Consider the following 17,655-nt stretch of genomic DNA (forward strand, 5'->3'; position numbering starts at 1 on the left):
GAACGTAACAAACCGCACGTCAACGTTGGCACCATCGGTCACGTTGACCATGGCAAGACCACTCTGACTGCTGCTCTGACCAAGGTCTGCTCCGAGACCTGGGGTGGCTCCGCTCGTGCGTTCGACCAGATCGACAACGCGCCGGAAGAGAAGGCTCGCGGTATCACCATCAACACCTCCCACGTTGAGTACGATTCCGCCATTCGTCACTACGCTCACGTTGACTGCCCTGGTCACGCTGACTACGTGAAAAACATGATCACCGGTGCTGCCCAGATGGACGGCGCGATCCTGGTTTGCTCCGCTGCTGACGGCCCCATGCCGCAGACCCGTGAGCACATCCTGCTGTCCCGTCAGGTAGGCGTTCCTTACATTGTCGTGTTCCTGAACAAGGCCGACATGGTTGACGACGCTGAGCTGCTGGAACTGGTCGAGATGGAAGTTCGCGACCTGCTGAACACCTACGACTTCCCGGGCGACGACACTCCGATCATCATCGGTTCCGCTCTGATGGCCCTGGAAGGCAAGGACGACAACGAAATCGGCGTTTCCGCCGTTCGTAAGCTGGTTGAAACCCTGGACTCCTACATTCCGGAGCCGGTGCGTGCCATCGACCAGCCGTTCCTGCTGCCGATCGAAGACGTGTTCTCCATTTCCGGCCGCGGCACCGTGGTTACCGGTCGTGTTGAGCGTGGCATCGTCAAGGTTCAGGAAGAAGTCGAGATCGTCGGCATTCGTGCGACCACCAAGACCACCTGCACCGGCGTGGAAATGTTCCGCAAGCTGCTCGACGAAGGTCGTGCTGGTGAGAACGTTGGCGTCCTGCTGCGCGGCACCAAGCGTGACGACGTCGAGCGTGGTCAGGTTCTGGCCAAGCCGGGCACCATCAAGCCGCACACCAAGTTCGAGTGCGAAGTGTACGTGCTGTCCAAGGAAGAGGGTGGTCGTCACACCCCGTTCTTCAAGGGCTACCGTCCGCAGTTCTACTTCCGTACCACTGACGTGACCGGTAACTGCGAACTGCCGGAAGGCGTTGAGATGGTAATGCCGGGCGACAACATCAAGATGGTTGTCACCCTGATCGCTCCGATCGCCATGGAAGACGGTCTGCGCTTCGCGATTCGCGAAGGTGGCCGTACCGTCGGTGCCGGTGTTGTGGCCAAGATCATCGAATAACGGGTTGATCTTGGTGTATCAGGCCGGCATAATGGTCGGCCTGACTTTGTTACAGGCCAGTAGCTCAATTGGCAGAGCGGCGGTCTCCAAAACCGCAGGTTGGGGGTTCGATTCCCTCCTGGCCTGCCAGATTCCAAGAATGAGAATCTGGCATTTCTCTCACAGGATCCTAGCTGATGAATGCCAAGGCTGAAGCCAAAGAAACACGCTTCGACGCTCTGAAGTGGGTCGTTGTGGTGGCTCTTGTTGCTGTTGGTGTGGTCGGCAATCAGTACTTCTCTGCTGAGCCGATCCTGTATCGCGTTCTCGCGCTTCTCGCTCTTGCTGCTGTTGCTGCTGTCGTGGCTCTGCAGACTTCCAAAGGGCAGGCTTTCTTCGTTCTTGCCAAGGAAGCTCGCGCGGAAATTCGCAAGGTTGTTTGGCCGACTCGTCAGGAAACCACCCAGACCACTTTGATCGTCGTGGCTGTCGTGCTGGTAATGTCGCTGCTGTTGTGGGGAGTCGATACCCTGCTCGGCTGGCTTGTTTCGTTGATTGTTGGTTAATAGGTGCGCCGTGGCTAAGCGTTGGTACGTTGTGCATGCTTACTCGGGTTACGAGAAGCATGTCATGCGCTCGCTGATCGAGCGCGTCAAGCTGGCCGGCATGGAAGACGAGTTCGGCGAGATTCTGGTCCCCACTGAAGAAGTGGTGGAGATGCGCAATGGCCAGAAACGCAAGAGCGAACGCAAGTTCTTCCCCGGCTATGTGCTGGTTCAGATGGAGATGAGCGAGGCGACTTGGCACTTGATCAAGGATACGCCGCGCGTCATGGGCTTTATCGGTGGTACTGCCGATAAGCCGGCTCCCATTACTGAGAAAGAAGCTGAAGCCATCCTGCGTCGCGTTGCCGATAGCGGGGACAAGCCGAAGCCGAAGACCCTGTTCGAGCCGGGCGAGACCGTTCGTGTCATCGATGGTCCGTTTGCCGACTTCAATGGTGTCGTCGAAGAGGTCAACTACGAGAAGAGCCGGATCCAGGTGGCCGTGCTCATCTTCGGCCGCTCTACCCCGGTAGAGCTGGAGTTCAGTCAGGTCGAGAAGGCTTAACTGAAATTGGCATCCCAACCCCGCAGCCATAGGTTGCGGGGTTTTGTCGTCACTGGGATAAACGCGAAAGCAATCGGGGAGCCTCCGGGCGCTAGAACCCGTAACTGGAGTTATACATGGCTAAGAAGATTCAAGCTTATATCAAGCTGCAAGTGAAGGCCGCTCAGGCCAACCCGTCGCCGCCCGTCGGCCCTGCCCTGGGTCAGCACGGCGTGAACATCATGGAATTCTGCAAGGCATTCAACGCCCGTACCCAAGGCCTCGAGCCGGGTCTGCCGACTCCCGTGATCATCACCGTATACAGCGACCGCAGCTTCACTTTCGAAACCAAGAGCACCCCGGCTTCCGTGCTGCTGAAGAAAGCGGCCGGCATTGCCAGCGGTTCTCCGCGTCCGAACACCCAGAAAGTAGGCACCGTTACCCGTGCTCAGCTGGAAGAGATCGCCAAAGCCAAGAAGGCTGATCTGACTGCAGCTGACCTGGATGCGGCCGTGCGAAGCATCGCCGGTTCCGCTCGTAGCATGGGCCTGAACGTGGAGGGTGTGTAATGGCTAAGCTGACCAAGCGCCAAAAGGCAATCGCCGAGAAAGTAGAAGCTGGCAAACAGTACGCTTTCGAAGATGCCGCCAAACTGCTGGCTGAACTGGCTACCTCCAAGTTCAAGGAGTCTGTGGACGTCTCCATCAACCTGGGCGTCGATCCGCGTAAATCCGACCAGGTCGTTCGTGGTGCCACTGTTCTGCCGAACGGCACTGGCAAGAGCGTCCGCGTTGCCGTGTTCACCCAGGGTCCGGGCGCTGAAGCTGCCCTGGCTGCTGGCGCCGATCGCGTTGGTATGGATGAGCTGGCTGCCGAGATGAAGGGCGGCGACCTGAGCTACGACGTGGTCATCGCTTCCCCGGACGCGATGCGTGTCGTCGGTCAGCTGGGCCAGATCCTCGGTCCGCGCGGCCTGATGCCGAACCCGAAGGTCGGTACCGTGACTCCGGATGTGGCTACCGCCGTGAAGAACGCCAAGGCTGGTCAGGTGCGTTTCCGTACCGACAAGAACGGCATCATTCACGCCTCCGTCGGCAAGGTCGACTTCGAGCCGATCAAGCTGAAGCAGAACGTAGAAGCTCTGCTGGCTGACCTGAAGCGTCTGAAGCCGTCCACCTCCAAGGGTGTGTACCTGAAGCGCGTGACCCTGAGCACCACCATGGGCCCGGGTCTGCAGATCGATCAGGCTTCCCTCGAAGGCTAAGTGATAAATGCGCGATGGACTCGTCCGTCGCGCCAGGTATTGGGGTCCCTGCCTGGCGGGGGCTATCCAAGACCGTAGGCGGCGCAAGCCTCAAACTGGAAAGCGATTTCCGAGCCTACGCAGATGGTGCTCCCGATTCGTTTACCGAATCAGACACCAAAACGCCGTCCGGCCTTGGCTGGACGAAACGGTAACATCCAGGAGTTAGACCCGTGGCAATTAGACTCGAAGACAAGAAGGCCATCGTCGCTGAAGTCAACGAGGCTGCCAAAGCTGGCCTGTCCGCTGTCGTGGCTGATGCCCGTGGCGTGACCGTAGCCGCTATGACCGGACTCCGTAAAGAGGCCCGCGAGGCTGGTGTATACGTGCGCGTAGTACGTAACACCCTGGCTCGCCGCGCCGTTGCCGGCACTCAGTTCGAAGTGCTCAACGACGTGTTCAAAGGCCCGACCCTGATTGCGTTCTCCAACGAACATCCGGGCGCTGCTGCCCGTATCTTCAAGGAGTTCTCGAAGGGTCAGGACAAGTTCGAGATCAAGGCCGCTGCATTCGAGGGCCAGTTCCTCGCAGCCAATCAGATCGACGTACTGGCGACCCTGCCGACCTACAACGAAGCCGTTGCACAGCTGATGAGCGTTATTCAAGGCGCTACCAGCAAGCTGGCTCGTACTCTGGCGGCCATTCGCGACCAGAAAGAAGGCGCTGCTGCCTGATCCAGGCCGCATAGTCACTTTCACGAAAACTTTTAATTTTGATGGCCGCGAAGGCTGTCCACCAATACAGGAATTAGAGTCATGGCTCTGACCAACGAAGACATCATCAACGCCGTATCCGAAATGTCCGTCATGCAGATCGTTGAACTGATCAAGGCGATGGAAGAGAAGTTCGGTGTTACCGCTGCTGCCGCCGCTGCCGCTGGCCCGGCTGCTGCCGCTGCTGTCGTTGAAGAACAAACCGAGTTCAACATCATCCTGACCGAAGCCGGCGAGAAGAAAGTGAACGTGATCAAGGTCGTTCGCGAACTGACCGGTCTGGGTCTGAAAGAAGCCAAGGCAGTTGTTGACGGCGCCCCGGGCGTGGTCAAGGAAGGCGCTTCGAAAGAAGAGGCCGAAGCTGCCAAGAAAGCTCTGGAAGAAGCTGGCGCCAAAGTCGAGCTCAAGTAAGCGACGACCTTGCGTCTACAGCCGGTGCGCTCCGCGCAAGGCTGACGGCTGGTGGCTAATGCCACCGGCCTTTTTCCGTTCTAGGTGGTTGTCTCCGTACGCCACCTCGAACGTGACCCGACCTCCACTGGGAGGCGGAGCAGACCAAGGGGTCTGCAAGATTTTCTGGCTACTCCCGTCGGAGGGGCCAAACAAGCAGGTGACCAAGCTGGGGAACGCTGATGGCTTACTCATACACTGAGAAAAAACGTATCCGCAAAGACTTTAGCAAGTTGCCGGACGTCATGGATGTACCCTACCTCCTGGCCATCCAGCTGGATTCGTATCGCGAATTCCTGCAGGCGGGAGTCAGCAAAGAGCAGTTCCGTGACATCGGCCTGCACGCGGCCTTCAAGTCTGTTTTCCCGATCATCAGCTATTCCGGCAACGCCGCCCTGGAATACGTCGGTTATCGCCTGGGCGAGCCGGCCTTCGATGTCAAGGAATGCGTGCTGCGTGGCGTGACCTTCGCCGTGCCGCTGCGGGTAAAAGTCCGTCTGATCATCTTCGACAAAGAGTCGTCGAACAAAGCGATCAAGGACATCAAGGAGCAGGAAGTCTACATGGGGGAAATCCCCCTGATGACCGAGAACGGTACCTTCATCATCAACGGTACCGAGCGCGTCATCGTGTCCCAGCTGCACCGCTCCCCGGGCGTGTTCTTCGACCACGACCGTGGCAAGACCCACAGCTCGGGCAAGCTGCTGTACTCCGCTCGCATCATTCCCTACCGCGGTTCCTGGCTGGACTTCGAGTTCGATCCGAAGGACTGCGTGTTCGTGCGTATCGACCGTCGCCGCAAGCTGCCGGCTACCGTCCTGCTGCGCGCACTGAACTACACCACTGAAGAAGTGCTGAACGCCTTCTACGCCACCAACGTCTTCCATGTGAAGGGCGAAGGCCTGCACCTGGAGTTGGTCCCGCAACGTCTGCGCGGCGAAATCGCCGTGTTCGACATCAAGGACGAGAACGGCAAGGTGATCGTGGAACAGGGCCGTCGTATCACTGCCCGACATATCAACCAGTTGGAAAAAGCCGGTATCAAGGAACTGGAAGTCCCGATGGACTACGTCCTTGGTCGCACCTCGGCCAAGGCCATCGTGCATCCGGCCACTGGTGAGATCATCGCCGAGTGCAATACCGAGCTGACCACCGACCTGCTGGTGAAGATCGCCAAGGCCCAGGTAGTCCGCATCGAGACCCTGTACACCAACGACATCGACTGCGGTCCGTTCATTTCGGACACCCTGAAGATCGATTCCACCGGCAACCAACTGGAAGCCCTGGTCGAGATCTACCGCATGATGCGCCCGGGCGAGCCGCCGACCAAGGAAGCCGCCGAGACCCTGTTCAACAACCTGTTCTTCAGCGCCGAGCGTTACGACCTGTCCGCCGTTGGCCGCATGAAGTTCAACCGCCGCATCGGTCGTTCCGAGATCGAAGGCTCCGGTGTGCTGAGCAAGGAAGACATCGTCGACGTCCTCAAGACCCTGGTCGACATCCGTAACGGCAAGGGTATCGTCGACGACATCGACCACCTGGGTAACCGCCGTGTCCGTTGCGTCGGCGAGATGGCCGAGAACCAGTTCCGCGTGGGCCTGGTGCGTGTAGAGCGCGCGGTCAAGGAACGTCTGTCCATGGCCGAAAGCGAAGGCCTGATGCCGCAGGACCTGATCAACGCCAAGCCGGTGGCTGCCGCGATCAAGGAGTTCTTCGGTTCCAGCCAGCTGTCGCAGTTCATGGACCAGAACAACCCGCTCTCCGAGATCACCCACAAGCGCCGCGTTTCTGCACTCGGCCCAGGCGGTCTGACCCGTGAGCGCGCAGGCTTCGAGGTTCGTGACGTACACCCGACCCATTACGGCCGCGTGTGCCCGATCGAAACCCCTGAAGGTCCGAACATCGGTCTGATCAACTCCCTGGCGACCTATGCCCGCACCAACCAGTACGGCTTCCTGGAAAGCCCGTACCGCGTTGTCAACGGCACCCAGGTGACCGACGAGATCGTGTTCCTCTCCGCTATCGAAGAGGCCGACCACGTCATCGCCCAGGCCTCGGCCACCATGAACGAGCAGGGTCAGCTGGTTGACGAGCTGGTAGCCGTACGTCACCTGAACGAATTCACCGTCAAGGCGCCGGAAGACGTGACCCTGATGGACGTGTCGCCGAAGCAGGTCGTTTCCGTCGCTGCCTCGCTGATTCCGTTCCTCGAGCACGACGACGCCAACCGTGCACTCATGGGTTCGAACATGCAGCGTCAGGCTGTGCCGACCCTGCGTGCCGACAAGCCTCTGGTCGGTACCGGCATGGAACGCAACGTTGCGCGCGACTCCGGCGTTTGCGTCGTGGCCCGCCGTGGCGGCGTGATCGACTCGGTCGATGCCAGCCGTATCGTGGTTCGTGTCAACGACGACGAAGTCGAGACCGGTGAAGCCGGCGTCGACATCTACAACCTGACGAAGTACACCCGTTCGAACCAGAACACCTGCATCAACCAGCGTCCGCTGGTGCAGAAGGGTGACGTGGTCGCTCGCGCCGATATCCTGGCCGATGGTCCGTCCACCGACATGGGCGAGCTGGCCCTGGGTCAGAACATGCGCGTCGCGTTCATGCCCTGGAACGGCTTCAACTTCGAAGACTCCATCTGCCTGTCCGAGCGCGTGGTCCAGGAAGACCGCTTCACCACCATCCACATCCAGGAACTGACCTGTGTGGCGCGTGACACCAAGCTCGGCCCAGAAGAGATCACCGCGGACATCCCGAACGTGGGTGAGGCCGCGCTGAACAAGCTGGACGAGGCGGGCATCGTCTACGTCGGCGCCGAAGTCCAGGCCGGCGACATCCTGGTAGGCAAGGTCACCCCGAAAGGCGAGACCCAGCTGACTCCGGAAGAGAAGCTGCTGCGCGCGATCTTCGGTGAGAAGGCGTCCGACGTGAAGGACACCTCCCTGCGCGTGCCGACCGGCACCAAGGGCACCGTCATCGACGTGCAGGTCTTCACCCGCGACGGCGTGGAGCGCGACAGCCGCGCGCTGTCGATCGAGAAGATGCAGCTGGACGAGATCCGCAAGGACCTCAACGAAGAGTTCCGCATCGTCGAAGGCGCGACCTTCGAGCGTCTGCGTTCCGCCCTGGTCGGCCAGGTCGCTGAAGGTGGCGCCGGCGTGAAGAAGGGCACCGAGATCACCCACGAGTACCTCGACGGTCTCGAGCGCGGCCAGTGGTTCAAGCTGCGCATGTCCGAAGACGCCCTGAACGAGCAGCTGGAAAAGGCCCAGGCCTATCTGTCTGACCGTCGCCAGATGCTGGACGACAAGTTCGAAGACAAGAAGCGCAAGCTGCAGCAAGGCGACGACCTGGCTCCGGGCGTGCTGAAGATCGTCAAGGTCTACCTGGCCATCAAGCGCCGCATTCAGCCGGGCGACAAGATGGCGGGCCGTCACGGTAACAAGGGTGTGGTCTCCGTGATCATGCCGGTCGAAGACATGCCGCACGACGCCAATGGCACCCCGGTCGACATCGTCCTGAACCCGCTGGGCGTACCTTCTCGTATGAACGTCGGTCAGATCCTCGAAACCCACCTGGGCCTCGCGGCCAAGGGCCTGGGCGAGAAGATCAACCGCATGCTCGAAGAGCAGCGCAAGATCGCCGAACTGCGCAAGTTCCTCCACGAGATCTACAACGAGATCGGTGGCCGTCAGGAAAGCCTGGACGAACTGGGCGACCAGGAAATCCTGGACCTGGCGAAGAACCTGCGCGCTGGCGTTCCGATGGCGACCCCGGTGTTCGACGGTGCCAAGGAAAGCGAGATCAAGGCCATGCTGAAGCTCGCTGACCTGCCGGAGAGCGGCCAGATGCGCCTGTTCGACGGTCGTACCGGGAACATGTTCGAGCGTCCGACCACCGTCGGCTACATGTACATGCTCAAGCTGAACCACCTGGTCGACGACAAGATGCACGCACGTTCCACCGGCTCCTACAGCCTGGTTACCCAGCAGCCGCTGGGTGGTAAGGCGCAGTTCGGTGGCCAGCGTTTCGGGGAGATGGAGGTCTGGGCACTGGAAGCCTATGGCGCCGCCTACACCCTGCAGGAAATGCTGACCGTGAAGTCGGACGACGTGAACGGCCGGACCAAGATGTACAAGAACATCGTGGACGGCGATCACCGCATGGAGGCCGGCATGCCCGAGTCCTTCAACGTGTTGATCAAAGAGATCCGTTCGCTCGGCATCGACATCGAACTGGAAACCGAATAACACGCGACGCCCAAAACGCTACGGCTGGTCAAGGCTGGTCGTAGCGGGTCCGTGAGGAGGAAAGGCCTTGAAAGACTTGCTGAATCTGTTGAAAAACCAGGGTCAAATCGAAGAGTTCGATGCCATCCGTATTGGTCTGGCCTCGCCCGAGATGATCCGTTCCTGGTCCTTCGGTGAAGTGAAAAAGCCGGAGACCATCAACTACCGTACCTTCAAGCCGGAGCGCGATGGCCTGTTCTGCGCCAAGATCTTCGGCCCGGTGAAGGACTATGAGTGCCTGTGCGGTAAGTACAAGCGCCTGAAACACCGCGGTGTGATCTGCGAGAAGTGCGGCGTTGAAGTCGCCCTGGCCAAGGTGCGCCGCGAGCGCATGGGCCACATTGAGTTGGCTTCGCCGGTCGCCCACATCTGGTTCCTGAAGTCCCTGCCGTCCCGTATCGGCCTGCTGCTGGACATGACCCTGCGTGACATCGAACGCGTGCTCTATTTCGAGAGCTACGTGGTGATCGACCCGGGCATGACCACCCTGGAGAAGGGCCAGCTGCTGAACGACGAGCAGTACTTCGAAGCCCTCGAAGAGTTCGGTGACGACTTCGATGCGCGCATGGGCGCCGAGGCGGTTCGCGAGCTGCTCAACGCCATCGATCTGGAACACGAGATCGGCCGCCTGCGTGAGGAAATCCCGCAGACCAACTCGGAAACCAAGATCAAGAAGCTGTCCAAGCGCCTGAAGCTGATGGAAGCCTTCAAGGACTCCGGCAACCACCCCGAGTGGATGGTGCTGACCGTCCTGCCGGTGCTGCCGCCGGACCTGCGTCCGCTGGTTCCGCTGGACGGCGGTCGCTTTGCGACCTCCGACCTGAACGATCTGTATCGTCGCGTCATCAACCGCAACAACCGCCTGAAGCGCCTGCTCGACCTGGCTGCTCCGGACATCATCGTGCGCAACGAGAAGCGCATGCTGCAGGAAGCTGTCGACGCCCTGCTGGACAACGGCCGTCGCGGCCGTGCCATCACTGGCTCGAACAAGCGCCCGCTGAAGTCCCTGGCCGACATGATCAAGGGCAAGCAAGGTCGCTTCCGTCAGAACCTGCTCGGTAAGCGCGTGGACTACTCCGGTCGTTCCGTGATCACCGTGGGCCCGACCCTGCGCCTGCACCAGTGCGGTCTGCCGAAGAAGATGGCCCTTGAGCTGTTCAAGCCGTTCATTTTCGGCAAGCTCGAAGCTCGCGGCATGGCCACCACCATCAAGGCGGCCAAGAAGATGGTCGAGCGCGAACTGCCCGAGGTCTGGGACGTTCTCGCCGAAGTCATCCGCGAACACCCCGTACTGCTGAACCGTGCACCGACCCTCCACCGTCTGGGTATCCAGGCGTTCGAGCCGGTGCTCATCGAAGGCAAGGCGATCCAGCTGCACCCGCTGGTCTGCGCGGCGTACAACGCCGACTTCGACGGTGACCAGATGGCCGTTCACGTCCCGCTGACCCTCGAGGCCCAGCTGGAAGCGCGCGCGCTGATGATGTCCACCAACAACATCCTGTCCCCCGCCAACGGCGAGCCGATCATCGTGCCGTCGCAGGACGTGGTACTGGGTCTGTACTACATGACTCGCGACGCCGTTAACGCCAAGGGCGAAGGCCGCGTGTTCGCTGACTTGCAGGAAGTCGACCGGGTGTTCCGCGCCGGCGAGGCGTCCCTGCACGCCCGCGTGAAAGTACGGATCAACGAGACCGTCAAGGACAAGGATGGCGGCATCACCAAGAACACCCGCATCGTCGACACCACTGTCGGTCGTGCGCTGCTGTTCCAGGTGGTCCCGGCCGGCCTGTCCTTCGACGTGGTCAACCAGCCGATGAAGAAGAAGGCGATCTCCAAGCTGATCAACCAGTGCTACCGCGTGGTGGGTCTGAAGGACACCGTCATCTTCGCCGACCAGCTGATGTACACCGGTTTCGCCTACTCGACCATTTCCGGTGTCTCCATCGGCGTGAACGACTTCGTGATCCCGGACGAGAAGGCTCGCATCATCGATGCCGCCACCGAGGAAGTGAAGGAGATCGAATCCCAGTACGCCTCCGGCCTGGTAACCCAGGGCGAGAAGTACAACAAGGTGATCGACCTCTGGTCCAAGGCCAACGACGAAGTGTCCAAGGCGATGATGGCCAACCTCTCGAAAGAGAAGGTCATCGACCGCGAAGGCAAGGAAGTCGACCAGGAGTCCTTCAACTCCATGTACATGATGGCGGACTCCGGTGCGCGGGGTTCCGCGGCCCAGATCCGTCAGTTGGCCGGTATGCGCGGCCTGATGGCCAAGCCGGACGGCTCCATCATCGAGACCCCCATCACCGCGAACTTCCGTGAAGGCCTGAACGTACTCCAGTACTTCATCTCCACTCACGGTGCTCGTAAAGGTCTGGCGGATACCGCACTGAAGACTGCGAACTCCGGTTACCTGACCCGTCGTCTCGTCGACGTGGCCCAGGACTTGGTAGTGACCGAGGTCGACTGCGGCACCGAACATGGCCTGCTGATGACTCCGCACATCGAAGGTGGCGACGTGGTCGAGCCCCTGGGTGAGCGCGTACTGGGCCGTGTCATCGCCCGCGACGTGTTCAAGCCGGGCAGCGACGACAGCGAAGTGATCGTTCCCGCCGGCAGCCTGATCGACGAGAAGTGGGTCGAGTTCATCGAGCGCATGAGCGTCGACGAAGTGGTGGTGCGTTCGCCGATCACCTGCGAAACCCGCTACGGCATTTGCGCCAAGTGCTACGGCCGCGACCTGGCCCGTGGTCACCAGGTGAACATCGGTGAAGCGGTCGGTGTAATCGCCGCCCAGTCCATCGGTGAGCCGGGTACCCAGCTGACCATGCGTACCTTCCACATCGGTGGTGCTGCAAGCCGTACGTCGGCTGCCGACAACGTCCAGGTGAAGAACGGCGGCACCATCCGCCTGCACAACCTGAAACATGTCGAGCGTGTCGACGGCAACCTCGTGGCGGTATCCCGTTCCGGCGAGCTGGCCGTGGCTGACGACTTCGGTCGTGAGCGTGAGCGCTACAAACTGCCATACGGTGCCGTTATTTCGGTGAAGGAAGGCGACAAGGTCGACCCGGGCGCAATCGTCGCCAAGTGGGACCCGCACACCCACCCGATCGTGACCGAAATGAAGGGTACCGTGACCTTCGTCGGCATGGAGGAGGGCATCACCATCAAGCGTCAGACCGACGAATTGACCGGCCTGACCAACATCGAGGTTCTGGATCCGAAGGATCGTCCGGCAGCCGGCAAGGACATCCGTCCGGCCGTCAAGCTGGTCGACGCCAATGGCAAGGAGCTGCTGCTGCCGGGTACCGACGTTCCCGCCCAGTACTTCCTGCCGGCGAACGCCCTGGTTGGTGTGGCCGACGGTGCCCAGGTGGGTGTGGGTGACGTTATCGCCCGTATCCCCCAGGAAACCTCGAAGACTCGCGACATCACCGGTGGTCTGCCACGTGTTGCGGACCTCTTCGAAGCGCGTCGTCCGAAAGAGCCGTCCATCCTGGCGGAGATCAGCGGCACCATCTCCTTCGGCAAGGAGACCAAAGGCAAGCGCCGTCTGGTCATCACTCCGAACGATGGCAGCGATCCGTACGAGGAGCTGATTCCGAAGTGGCGTCACCTGAACGTGTTCGAAGGCGAACAGGTGAACCGTGGCGAAGTCATCTCCGACGGCCCGAGCAACCCGCACGACATCCTGCGCCTGCTGGGTGTCAGCGCGCTGGCCAAGTACATCGTCAACGAGATCCAGGACGTGTACCGCCTGCAGGGCGTGAAGATCAACGACAAGCACATCGAGACCATCCTGCGTCAGATGCTGCGCAAGGTCGAGATCGCCGAGTCGGGTGACTCCAGCTTCATCAAGGGCGACCAGATGGAACTGACCCAGGTGCTGGAAGAGAACGAGCGTCTGGCGACTGAAGACCGCTTCATCGCCAAGTACGAGCGCGTCCTGCTGGGTATTACCAAGGCCTCGCTGTCGACCGAGTCGTTCATCTCCGCGGCGTCCTTCCAGGAAACCACCCGCGTCCTCACCGAGGCGGCGGTTACCGGCAAGCGCGACTACCTGCGCGGCCTGAAGGAAAACGTGGTGGTGGGTCGTCTGATCCCGGCCGGTACCGGCCTGGCCTACCACAGCGAGCGCAAGCGGCAGCGCGAAGCCGGCAAGCCGGTCCGCGTCAGCGCGAGCGAAGTGGAAGCAGCGCTGACCGAAGCGCTGAACTCCAGCAGCAATTGAGTGCGAACCCCCGGCGGCCGCTGGCCGGCGGGGGCTTTGCCTTGACGGGGGCTATGAGTCTCTTTAGACTCATGCACCCCTAAATTTGGCAGAGCGCTTCGCTCTGTCATTTTGTTTATGTCGAAAGACAACAGTGGAGCTATAGATGGCAACTATCAACCAGCTGGTGCGTAAGCCGCGCAGCCGTATCGTCGAGAAATCCGACGTACCTGCGCTGCAGAACTGCCCGCAGCGTCGTGGCGTATGCACCCGCGTCTACACCACCACGCCGAAGAAACCGAACTCCGCACTGCGTAAGGTGTGCCGTGTTCGTCTGACCAACGGCTACGAAGTGACTTCGTACATCGGTGGTGAAGGTCACAACCTGCAGGAGCACAGCGTAGTGCTGATCCGTGGCGGTCGTGTAAAGGACCTTCCGGGTGTGCGTTACCACACCGTGCGCGGTTCGCTGGATACCACCGGCGTTAAAGACCGTAAGCAGGGTCGTTCCAAGTACGGTACCAAGCGTCCGAAGTAATTCGGTGCTTAACAGTTTTTTCAATATTCATTGAGTCGATAAGAGTAAGGTCGGGCGTAACCGAATGGTTATGGTCCCGGGCTAACCTGAAGACCGTTTGAGGGCTTATCAATGCCAAGACGTCGTGTAGCAGCCAAGCGTGAGATTCTGGACGATCCGAAATACGGAAGCCTGATTCTCGCCAAGTTCATGAACCACGTGATGGAAAGCGGCAAGAAGGCCGTAGCCGAGCGCATCGTTTACGGTGCCCTGGATACCGTCAAAGCACGCAAGAACACCGATCCCCTGGAGATCTTCGAGAAAGCTCTCGACGCCATCGCTCCGCTGGTCGAAGTCAAGTCCCGCCGTGTAGGCGGTGCCACTTACCAGGTTCCGGTCGAAGTTCGTCCGTCCCGTCGTAATGCGCTGGCCATGCGCTGGCTGGTTGAGTCCGCGCGCAAGCGTGGTGAAAAATCCATGGCCCTGCGTCTCGCCGGCGAGCTGCTGGATGCCTTCGATGGCAAAGGCGCTGCTGTCAAGAAGCGTGAAGACGTGCACCGCATGGCAGAGGCCAACAAGGCCTTCTCGCATTATCGCTTCTAATCTAGCGAGGATTTTTTCGTGGCTCGTACAACCCCTATCAACCGCTACCGTAACATCGGTATCTGCGCCCACGTAGACGCCGGTAAGACCACCACTACGGAGCGGATCCTGTTCTACACAGGTCTCAGCCACAAAATGGGTGAGGTGCACGACGGCGCCGCCACTACCGACTGGATGGTTCAGGAGCAGGAGCGTGGTATTACCATTACCTCCGCTGCCGTGACTACCTTCTGGAAGGGTTCCCGTGGCCAGTTCGACAACTACCGCGTCAACGTGATCGACACCCCCGGTCACGTGGACTTCACCATTGAAGTAGAGCGCTCGCTGCGCGTTCTCGACGGTGCGGTCGTTGTGTTCTGCGGTACTTCCGGTGTCGAGCCGCAGTCCGAGACCGTATGGCGTCAAGCCAACAAGTACGGCGTGCCGCGTATCGTCTACGTGAACAAGATGGACCGTGCCGGTGCCAACTTCCTGCGCGTAGTCGGTCAGATCAAGAACCGTCTGGGTCACACCCCGGTCCCGGTTCAGCTGGCTATCGGTGCTGAAGACGACTTCCAGGGCCAGATCGACCTGATCAAGATGAAGGCGATCTACTGGAACGAAGACGACAAGGGTACTACCTACCGTGAGGAGGAGATCCCTGCCGAGCTTCTGGGCCTGGCTGAAGAATGGCGCTCCAACATGGTCGAGGCTGCAGCCGAAGCCAACGAAGAGCTCATGAACAAGTACCTGGAAGAGGGTGAGCTGACCGTCGAGGAAATCAAGGCCGGTCTGCGCGCTCGTACCCTCGCCAGCGAAATCGTTCCGGCCGTTTGCGGTTCGTCCTTCAAGAACAAGGGCGTGCCCCTGGTTCTCGACGCCGTGATCGACTTCCTGCCGGCTCCGACCGAGATCCCGCCGATCCAGGGTACCAACCCGGATAACGAGGAGATCGTCGACGAGCGTCGTGCAGACGATAGCGAGCCTTTCTCCGCTCTGGCGTTCAAGATCGCTACCGACCCCTTCGTCGGTACTCTGACCTTCGCTCGCGTTTACTCCGGCGTCCTGGCTTCCGGCGACTCCGTACTGAACTCGGTAAAAGGCAAGAAAGAGCGCGTAGGTCGGATGGTGCAGATGCACGCCAACCAGCGTGAAGAGATCAAGGAATGCCGCGCTGGTGACATCGCCGCCCTGATCGGCATGAAGGACGTCACCACTGGTGACACCCTGTGCGATCTGGAAAAGCCGATCATCCTCGAGCGTATGGACTTCCCGGAGCCGGTAATTTCGGTAGCTGTCGAGCCGAAGACCAAGGCTGACCAGGAGAAGATGGGCATCGCCCTCGGCAAACTGGCCCAGGAAGACCCGTCGTTCCGCGTCAAGACCGACGAAGAGACCGGTCAGACCATCATCTCCGGCATGGGTGAGCTGCACCTGGACATCATCGTCGACCGCATGAAGCGTGAATTCGGCGTTGAAGCCAATATCGGCAAGCCTCAGGTCGCCTACCGCGAAACCATCTCCAAGGACAATGTCGAGATCGAAGGCAAATTCGTTCGTCAGTCCGGTGGTCGTGGTCAGTTCGGTCACTGCTGGATCCGTTTCTCGGCTGCTGACGTGGACGAGAAGGGCAACATCACTGAAGGTCTGGTGTTCACCAACGAAGTCGTGGGTGGTGTGATTCCGAAGGAATACATCCCGGCGATCCAGAAGGGCATCGAAGAGCAGATGAAGAACGGTGTTGTTGCCGGCTATCCGCTGCTCGGCCTGAAGGCTGTCGTCTTCGACGGTTCGTACCATGACGTTGACTCCAACGAAATGGCGTTCAAGATCGCTGCCTCCATGGCGACCAAGCAGCTGGCCCAGAAGGGCGGCGGTAAGGTGCTTGAGCCGATCATGAAGGTAGAGGTGGTGACTCCTGAAGACTACATGGGTGACGTGATGGGTGACCTGAACCGTCGTCGTGGTCTGATTCAGGGGATGGAAGACAGCGTTTCCGGTAAGGTTATTCGTGCCGAGGTTCCGCTGGGCGAGATGTTCGGTTATGCGACCGACGTCCGCTCCATGTCCCAGGGTCGCGCAAGCTACTCCATGGAATTCTCCAAATACGCCGAAGCTCCGTCGAATGTCGTCGAAGCACTGGTTAAAAAACAAGGTTGATTCAGCCCTTTAAGTAAGAGGTTTACTGTCGTGGCTAAAGAAAAATTTGAACGTAACAAACCGCACGTCAACGTTGGCACCATCGGTCACGTTGACCATGGCAAGACCACTCTGACTGCTGCTCTGACCAAGGTCTGCTCCGAGACCTGGGGTGGCTCCGCTCGTGCGTTCGACCAGATCGACAACGCGCCGGAAGAGAAGGCTCGCGGTATCACCATCAACACCTCCCACGTTGAGTACGATTCCGCCATTCGTCACTACGCTCACGTTGACTGCCCTGGTCACGCTGACTACGTGAAAAACATGATCACCGGTGCTGCCCAGATGGACGGCGCGATCCTGGTTTGCTCCGCTGCTGACGGCCCCATGCCGCAGACCCGTGAGCACATCCTGCTGTCCCGTCAGGTAGGCGTTCCTTACATTGTCGTGTTCCTGAACAAGGCCGACATGGTTGACGACGCTGAGCTGCTGGAACTGGTCGAGATGGAAGTTCGCGACCTGCTGAACACCTACGACTTCCCGGGCGACGACACTCCGATCATCATCGGTTCCGCTCTGATGGCCCTGGAAGGCAAGGACGACAACGAAATCGGCGTTTCCGCCGTTCGTAAGCTGGTTGAAACCCTGGACTCCTACATTCCGGAGCCGGTGCGTGCCATCGACCAGCCGTTCCTGCTGCCGATCGAAGACGTGTTCTCCATTTCCGGCCGCGGCACCGTGGTTACCGGTCGTGTTGAGCGTGGCATCGTCAAGGTTCAGGAAGAAGTCGAGATCGTCGGCATTCGTGCGACCACCAAGACCACCTGCACCGGCGTGGAAATGTTCCGCAAGCTGCTCGACGAAGGTCGTGCTGGTGAGAACGTTGGCGTCCTGCTGCGCGGCACCAAGCGTGACGACGTCGAGCGTGGTCAGGTTCTGGCCAAGCCGGGCACCATCAAGCCGCACACCAAGTTCGAGTGCGAAGTGTACGTGCTGTCCAAGGAAGAGGGTGGTCGTCACACCCCGTTCTTCAAGGGCTACCGTCCGCAGTTCTACTTCCGTACCACTGACGTGACCGGTAACTGCGAACTGCCGGAAGGCGTTGAGATGGTAATGCCGGGCGACAACATCAAGATGGTTGTCACCCTGATCGCTCCGATCGCCATGGAAGACGGTCTGCGCTTCGCGATTCGCGAAGG

The 17,655-nt window shown here is 60.0% G+C and carries 13 protein-coding genes and 1 tRNA gene; all 14 read left to right on the plus strand.

What is annotated here, in order from left to right; translation table 11 throughout:
• On the plus strand, nt 1-1,176 hold a 1,176-nt coding region (tuf, locus tag E8F12_RS08590; protein WP_280324633.1), incomplete at its 5' end, for an elongation factor Tu.
• A 53-nt stretch (nt 1,177-1,229) separates the two neighbouring features.
• Nucleotides 1,230-1,305, plus strand: a tRNA-Trp gene (locus E8F12_RS08595).
• A 47-nt stretch (nt 1,306-1,352) separates the two neighbouring features.
• The gene (gene secE, locus E8F12_RS08600) at nt 1,353-1,721 is read left to right on the plus strand and encodes a preprotein translocase subunit SecE (RefSeq protein WP_280289197.1); all 369 of its coding nucleotides are present in this window, start codon (nt 1,353-1,355) and stop codon (nt 1,719-1,721) included.
• Nucleotides 1,722-1,731: 10 nt separating this feature from the next.
• Nucleotides 1,732-2,265 carry a transcription termination/antitermination protein NusG gene (nusG, locus tag E8F12_RS08605; RefSeq protein ID WP_044870889.1) on the plus strand — a complete coding sequence of 178 codons (534 nt, stop codon included), beginning with the start codon at nt 1,732-1,734 and terminating at the stop codon, nt 2,263-2,265.
• A 116-nt stretch (nt 2,266-2,381) separates the two neighbouring features.
• The gene (gene rplK, locus E8F12_RS08610; RefSeq protein ID WP_028630536.1) at nt 2,382-2,813 is read left to right on the plus strand and encodes a 50S ribosomal protein L11; all 432 of its coding nucleotides are present in this window, start codon (nt 2,382-2,384) and stop codon (nt 2,811-2,813) included.
• Nucleotides 2,813-3,508 (plus strand): 50S ribosomal protein L1, encoded by a 696-nt coding sequence (rplA, locus tag E8F12_RS08615; protein WP_280324826.1) that lies wholly within the window; start codon nt 2,813-2,815, stop codon nt 3,506-3,508. The genes rplK and rplA overlap by 1 nt, the downstream gene beginning before the upstream one ends.
• Before the next feature lie 212 nt (nt 3,509-3,720).
• Nucleotides 3,721-4,221 carry a 50S ribosomal protein L10 gene (rplJ, locus tag E8F12_RS08620; protein WP_280324827.1) on the plus strand — a complete coding sequence of 167 codons (501 nt, stop codon included), beginning with the start codon at nt 3,721-3,723 and terminating at the stop codon, nt 4,219-4,221.
• Nucleotides 4,222-4,302: 81 nt separating this feature from the next.
• A complete protein-coding gene (gene rplL, locus E8F12_RS08625; protein WP_280289195.1) occupies nt 4,303-4,671 on the plus strand; it encodes a 50S ribosomal protein L7/L12 in 369 nt (122 codons plus the stop codon).
• Nucleotides 4,672-4,892: 221 nt separating this feature from the next.
• A complete protein-coding gene (gene rpoB, locus E8F12_RS08630; RefSeq protein ID WP_280324828.1) occupies nt 4,893-8,966 on the plus strand; it encodes a DNA-directed RNA polymerase subunit beta in 4,074 nt (1,357 codons plus the stop codon).
• A 67-nt stretch (nt 8,967-9,033) separates the two neighbouring features.
• Nucleotides 9,034-13,239: a DNA-directed RNA polymerase subunit beta' gene (gene rpoC / locus E8F12_RS08635; RefSeq protein ID WP_280324829.1), complete on the plus strand. Its 4,206-nt coding sequence runs from the start codon at nt 9,034-9,036 to the stop codon at nt 13,237-13,239.
• 145 nt (nt 13,240-13,384) lie between these two features.
• Entirely contained in the window at nt 13,385-13,756 is a 372-nt protein-coding gene (gene rpsL, locus E8F12_RS08640) for a 30S ribosomal protein S12 (protein ID WP_003448708.1), read from the plus strand.
• A 111-nt stretch (nt 13,757-13,867) separates the two neighbouring features.
• A complete protein-coding gene (gene rpsG / locus E8F12_RS08645; RefSeq protein ID WP_280324830.1) occupies nt 13,868-14,338 on the plus strand; it encodes a 30S ribosomal protein S7 in 471 nt (156 codons plus the stop codon).
• 18 nt (nt 14,339-14,356) lie between these two features.
• Nucleotides 14,357-16,477, plus strand: coding sequence for an elongation factor G (gene fusA / locus E8F12_RS08650; RefSeq protein WP_280324831.1), 2,121 nt, complete (start codon nt 14,357-14,359; stop codon nt 16,475-16,477).
• Between the two features lie 30 nt (nt 16,478-16,507).
• On the plus strand, nt 16,508-17,655 hold a 1,148-nt coding region (tuf, locus tag E8F12_RS08655; protein ID WP_280323234.1), incomplete at its 3' end, for an elongation factor Tu.

The sequence above is a fragment of the Pseudomonas sp. BN102 genome (assembly GCF_029871245.1).
Classification (GTDB): domain Bacteria; phylum Pseudomonadota; class Gammaproteobacteria; order Pseudomonadales; family Pseudomonadaceae; genus Metapseudomonas.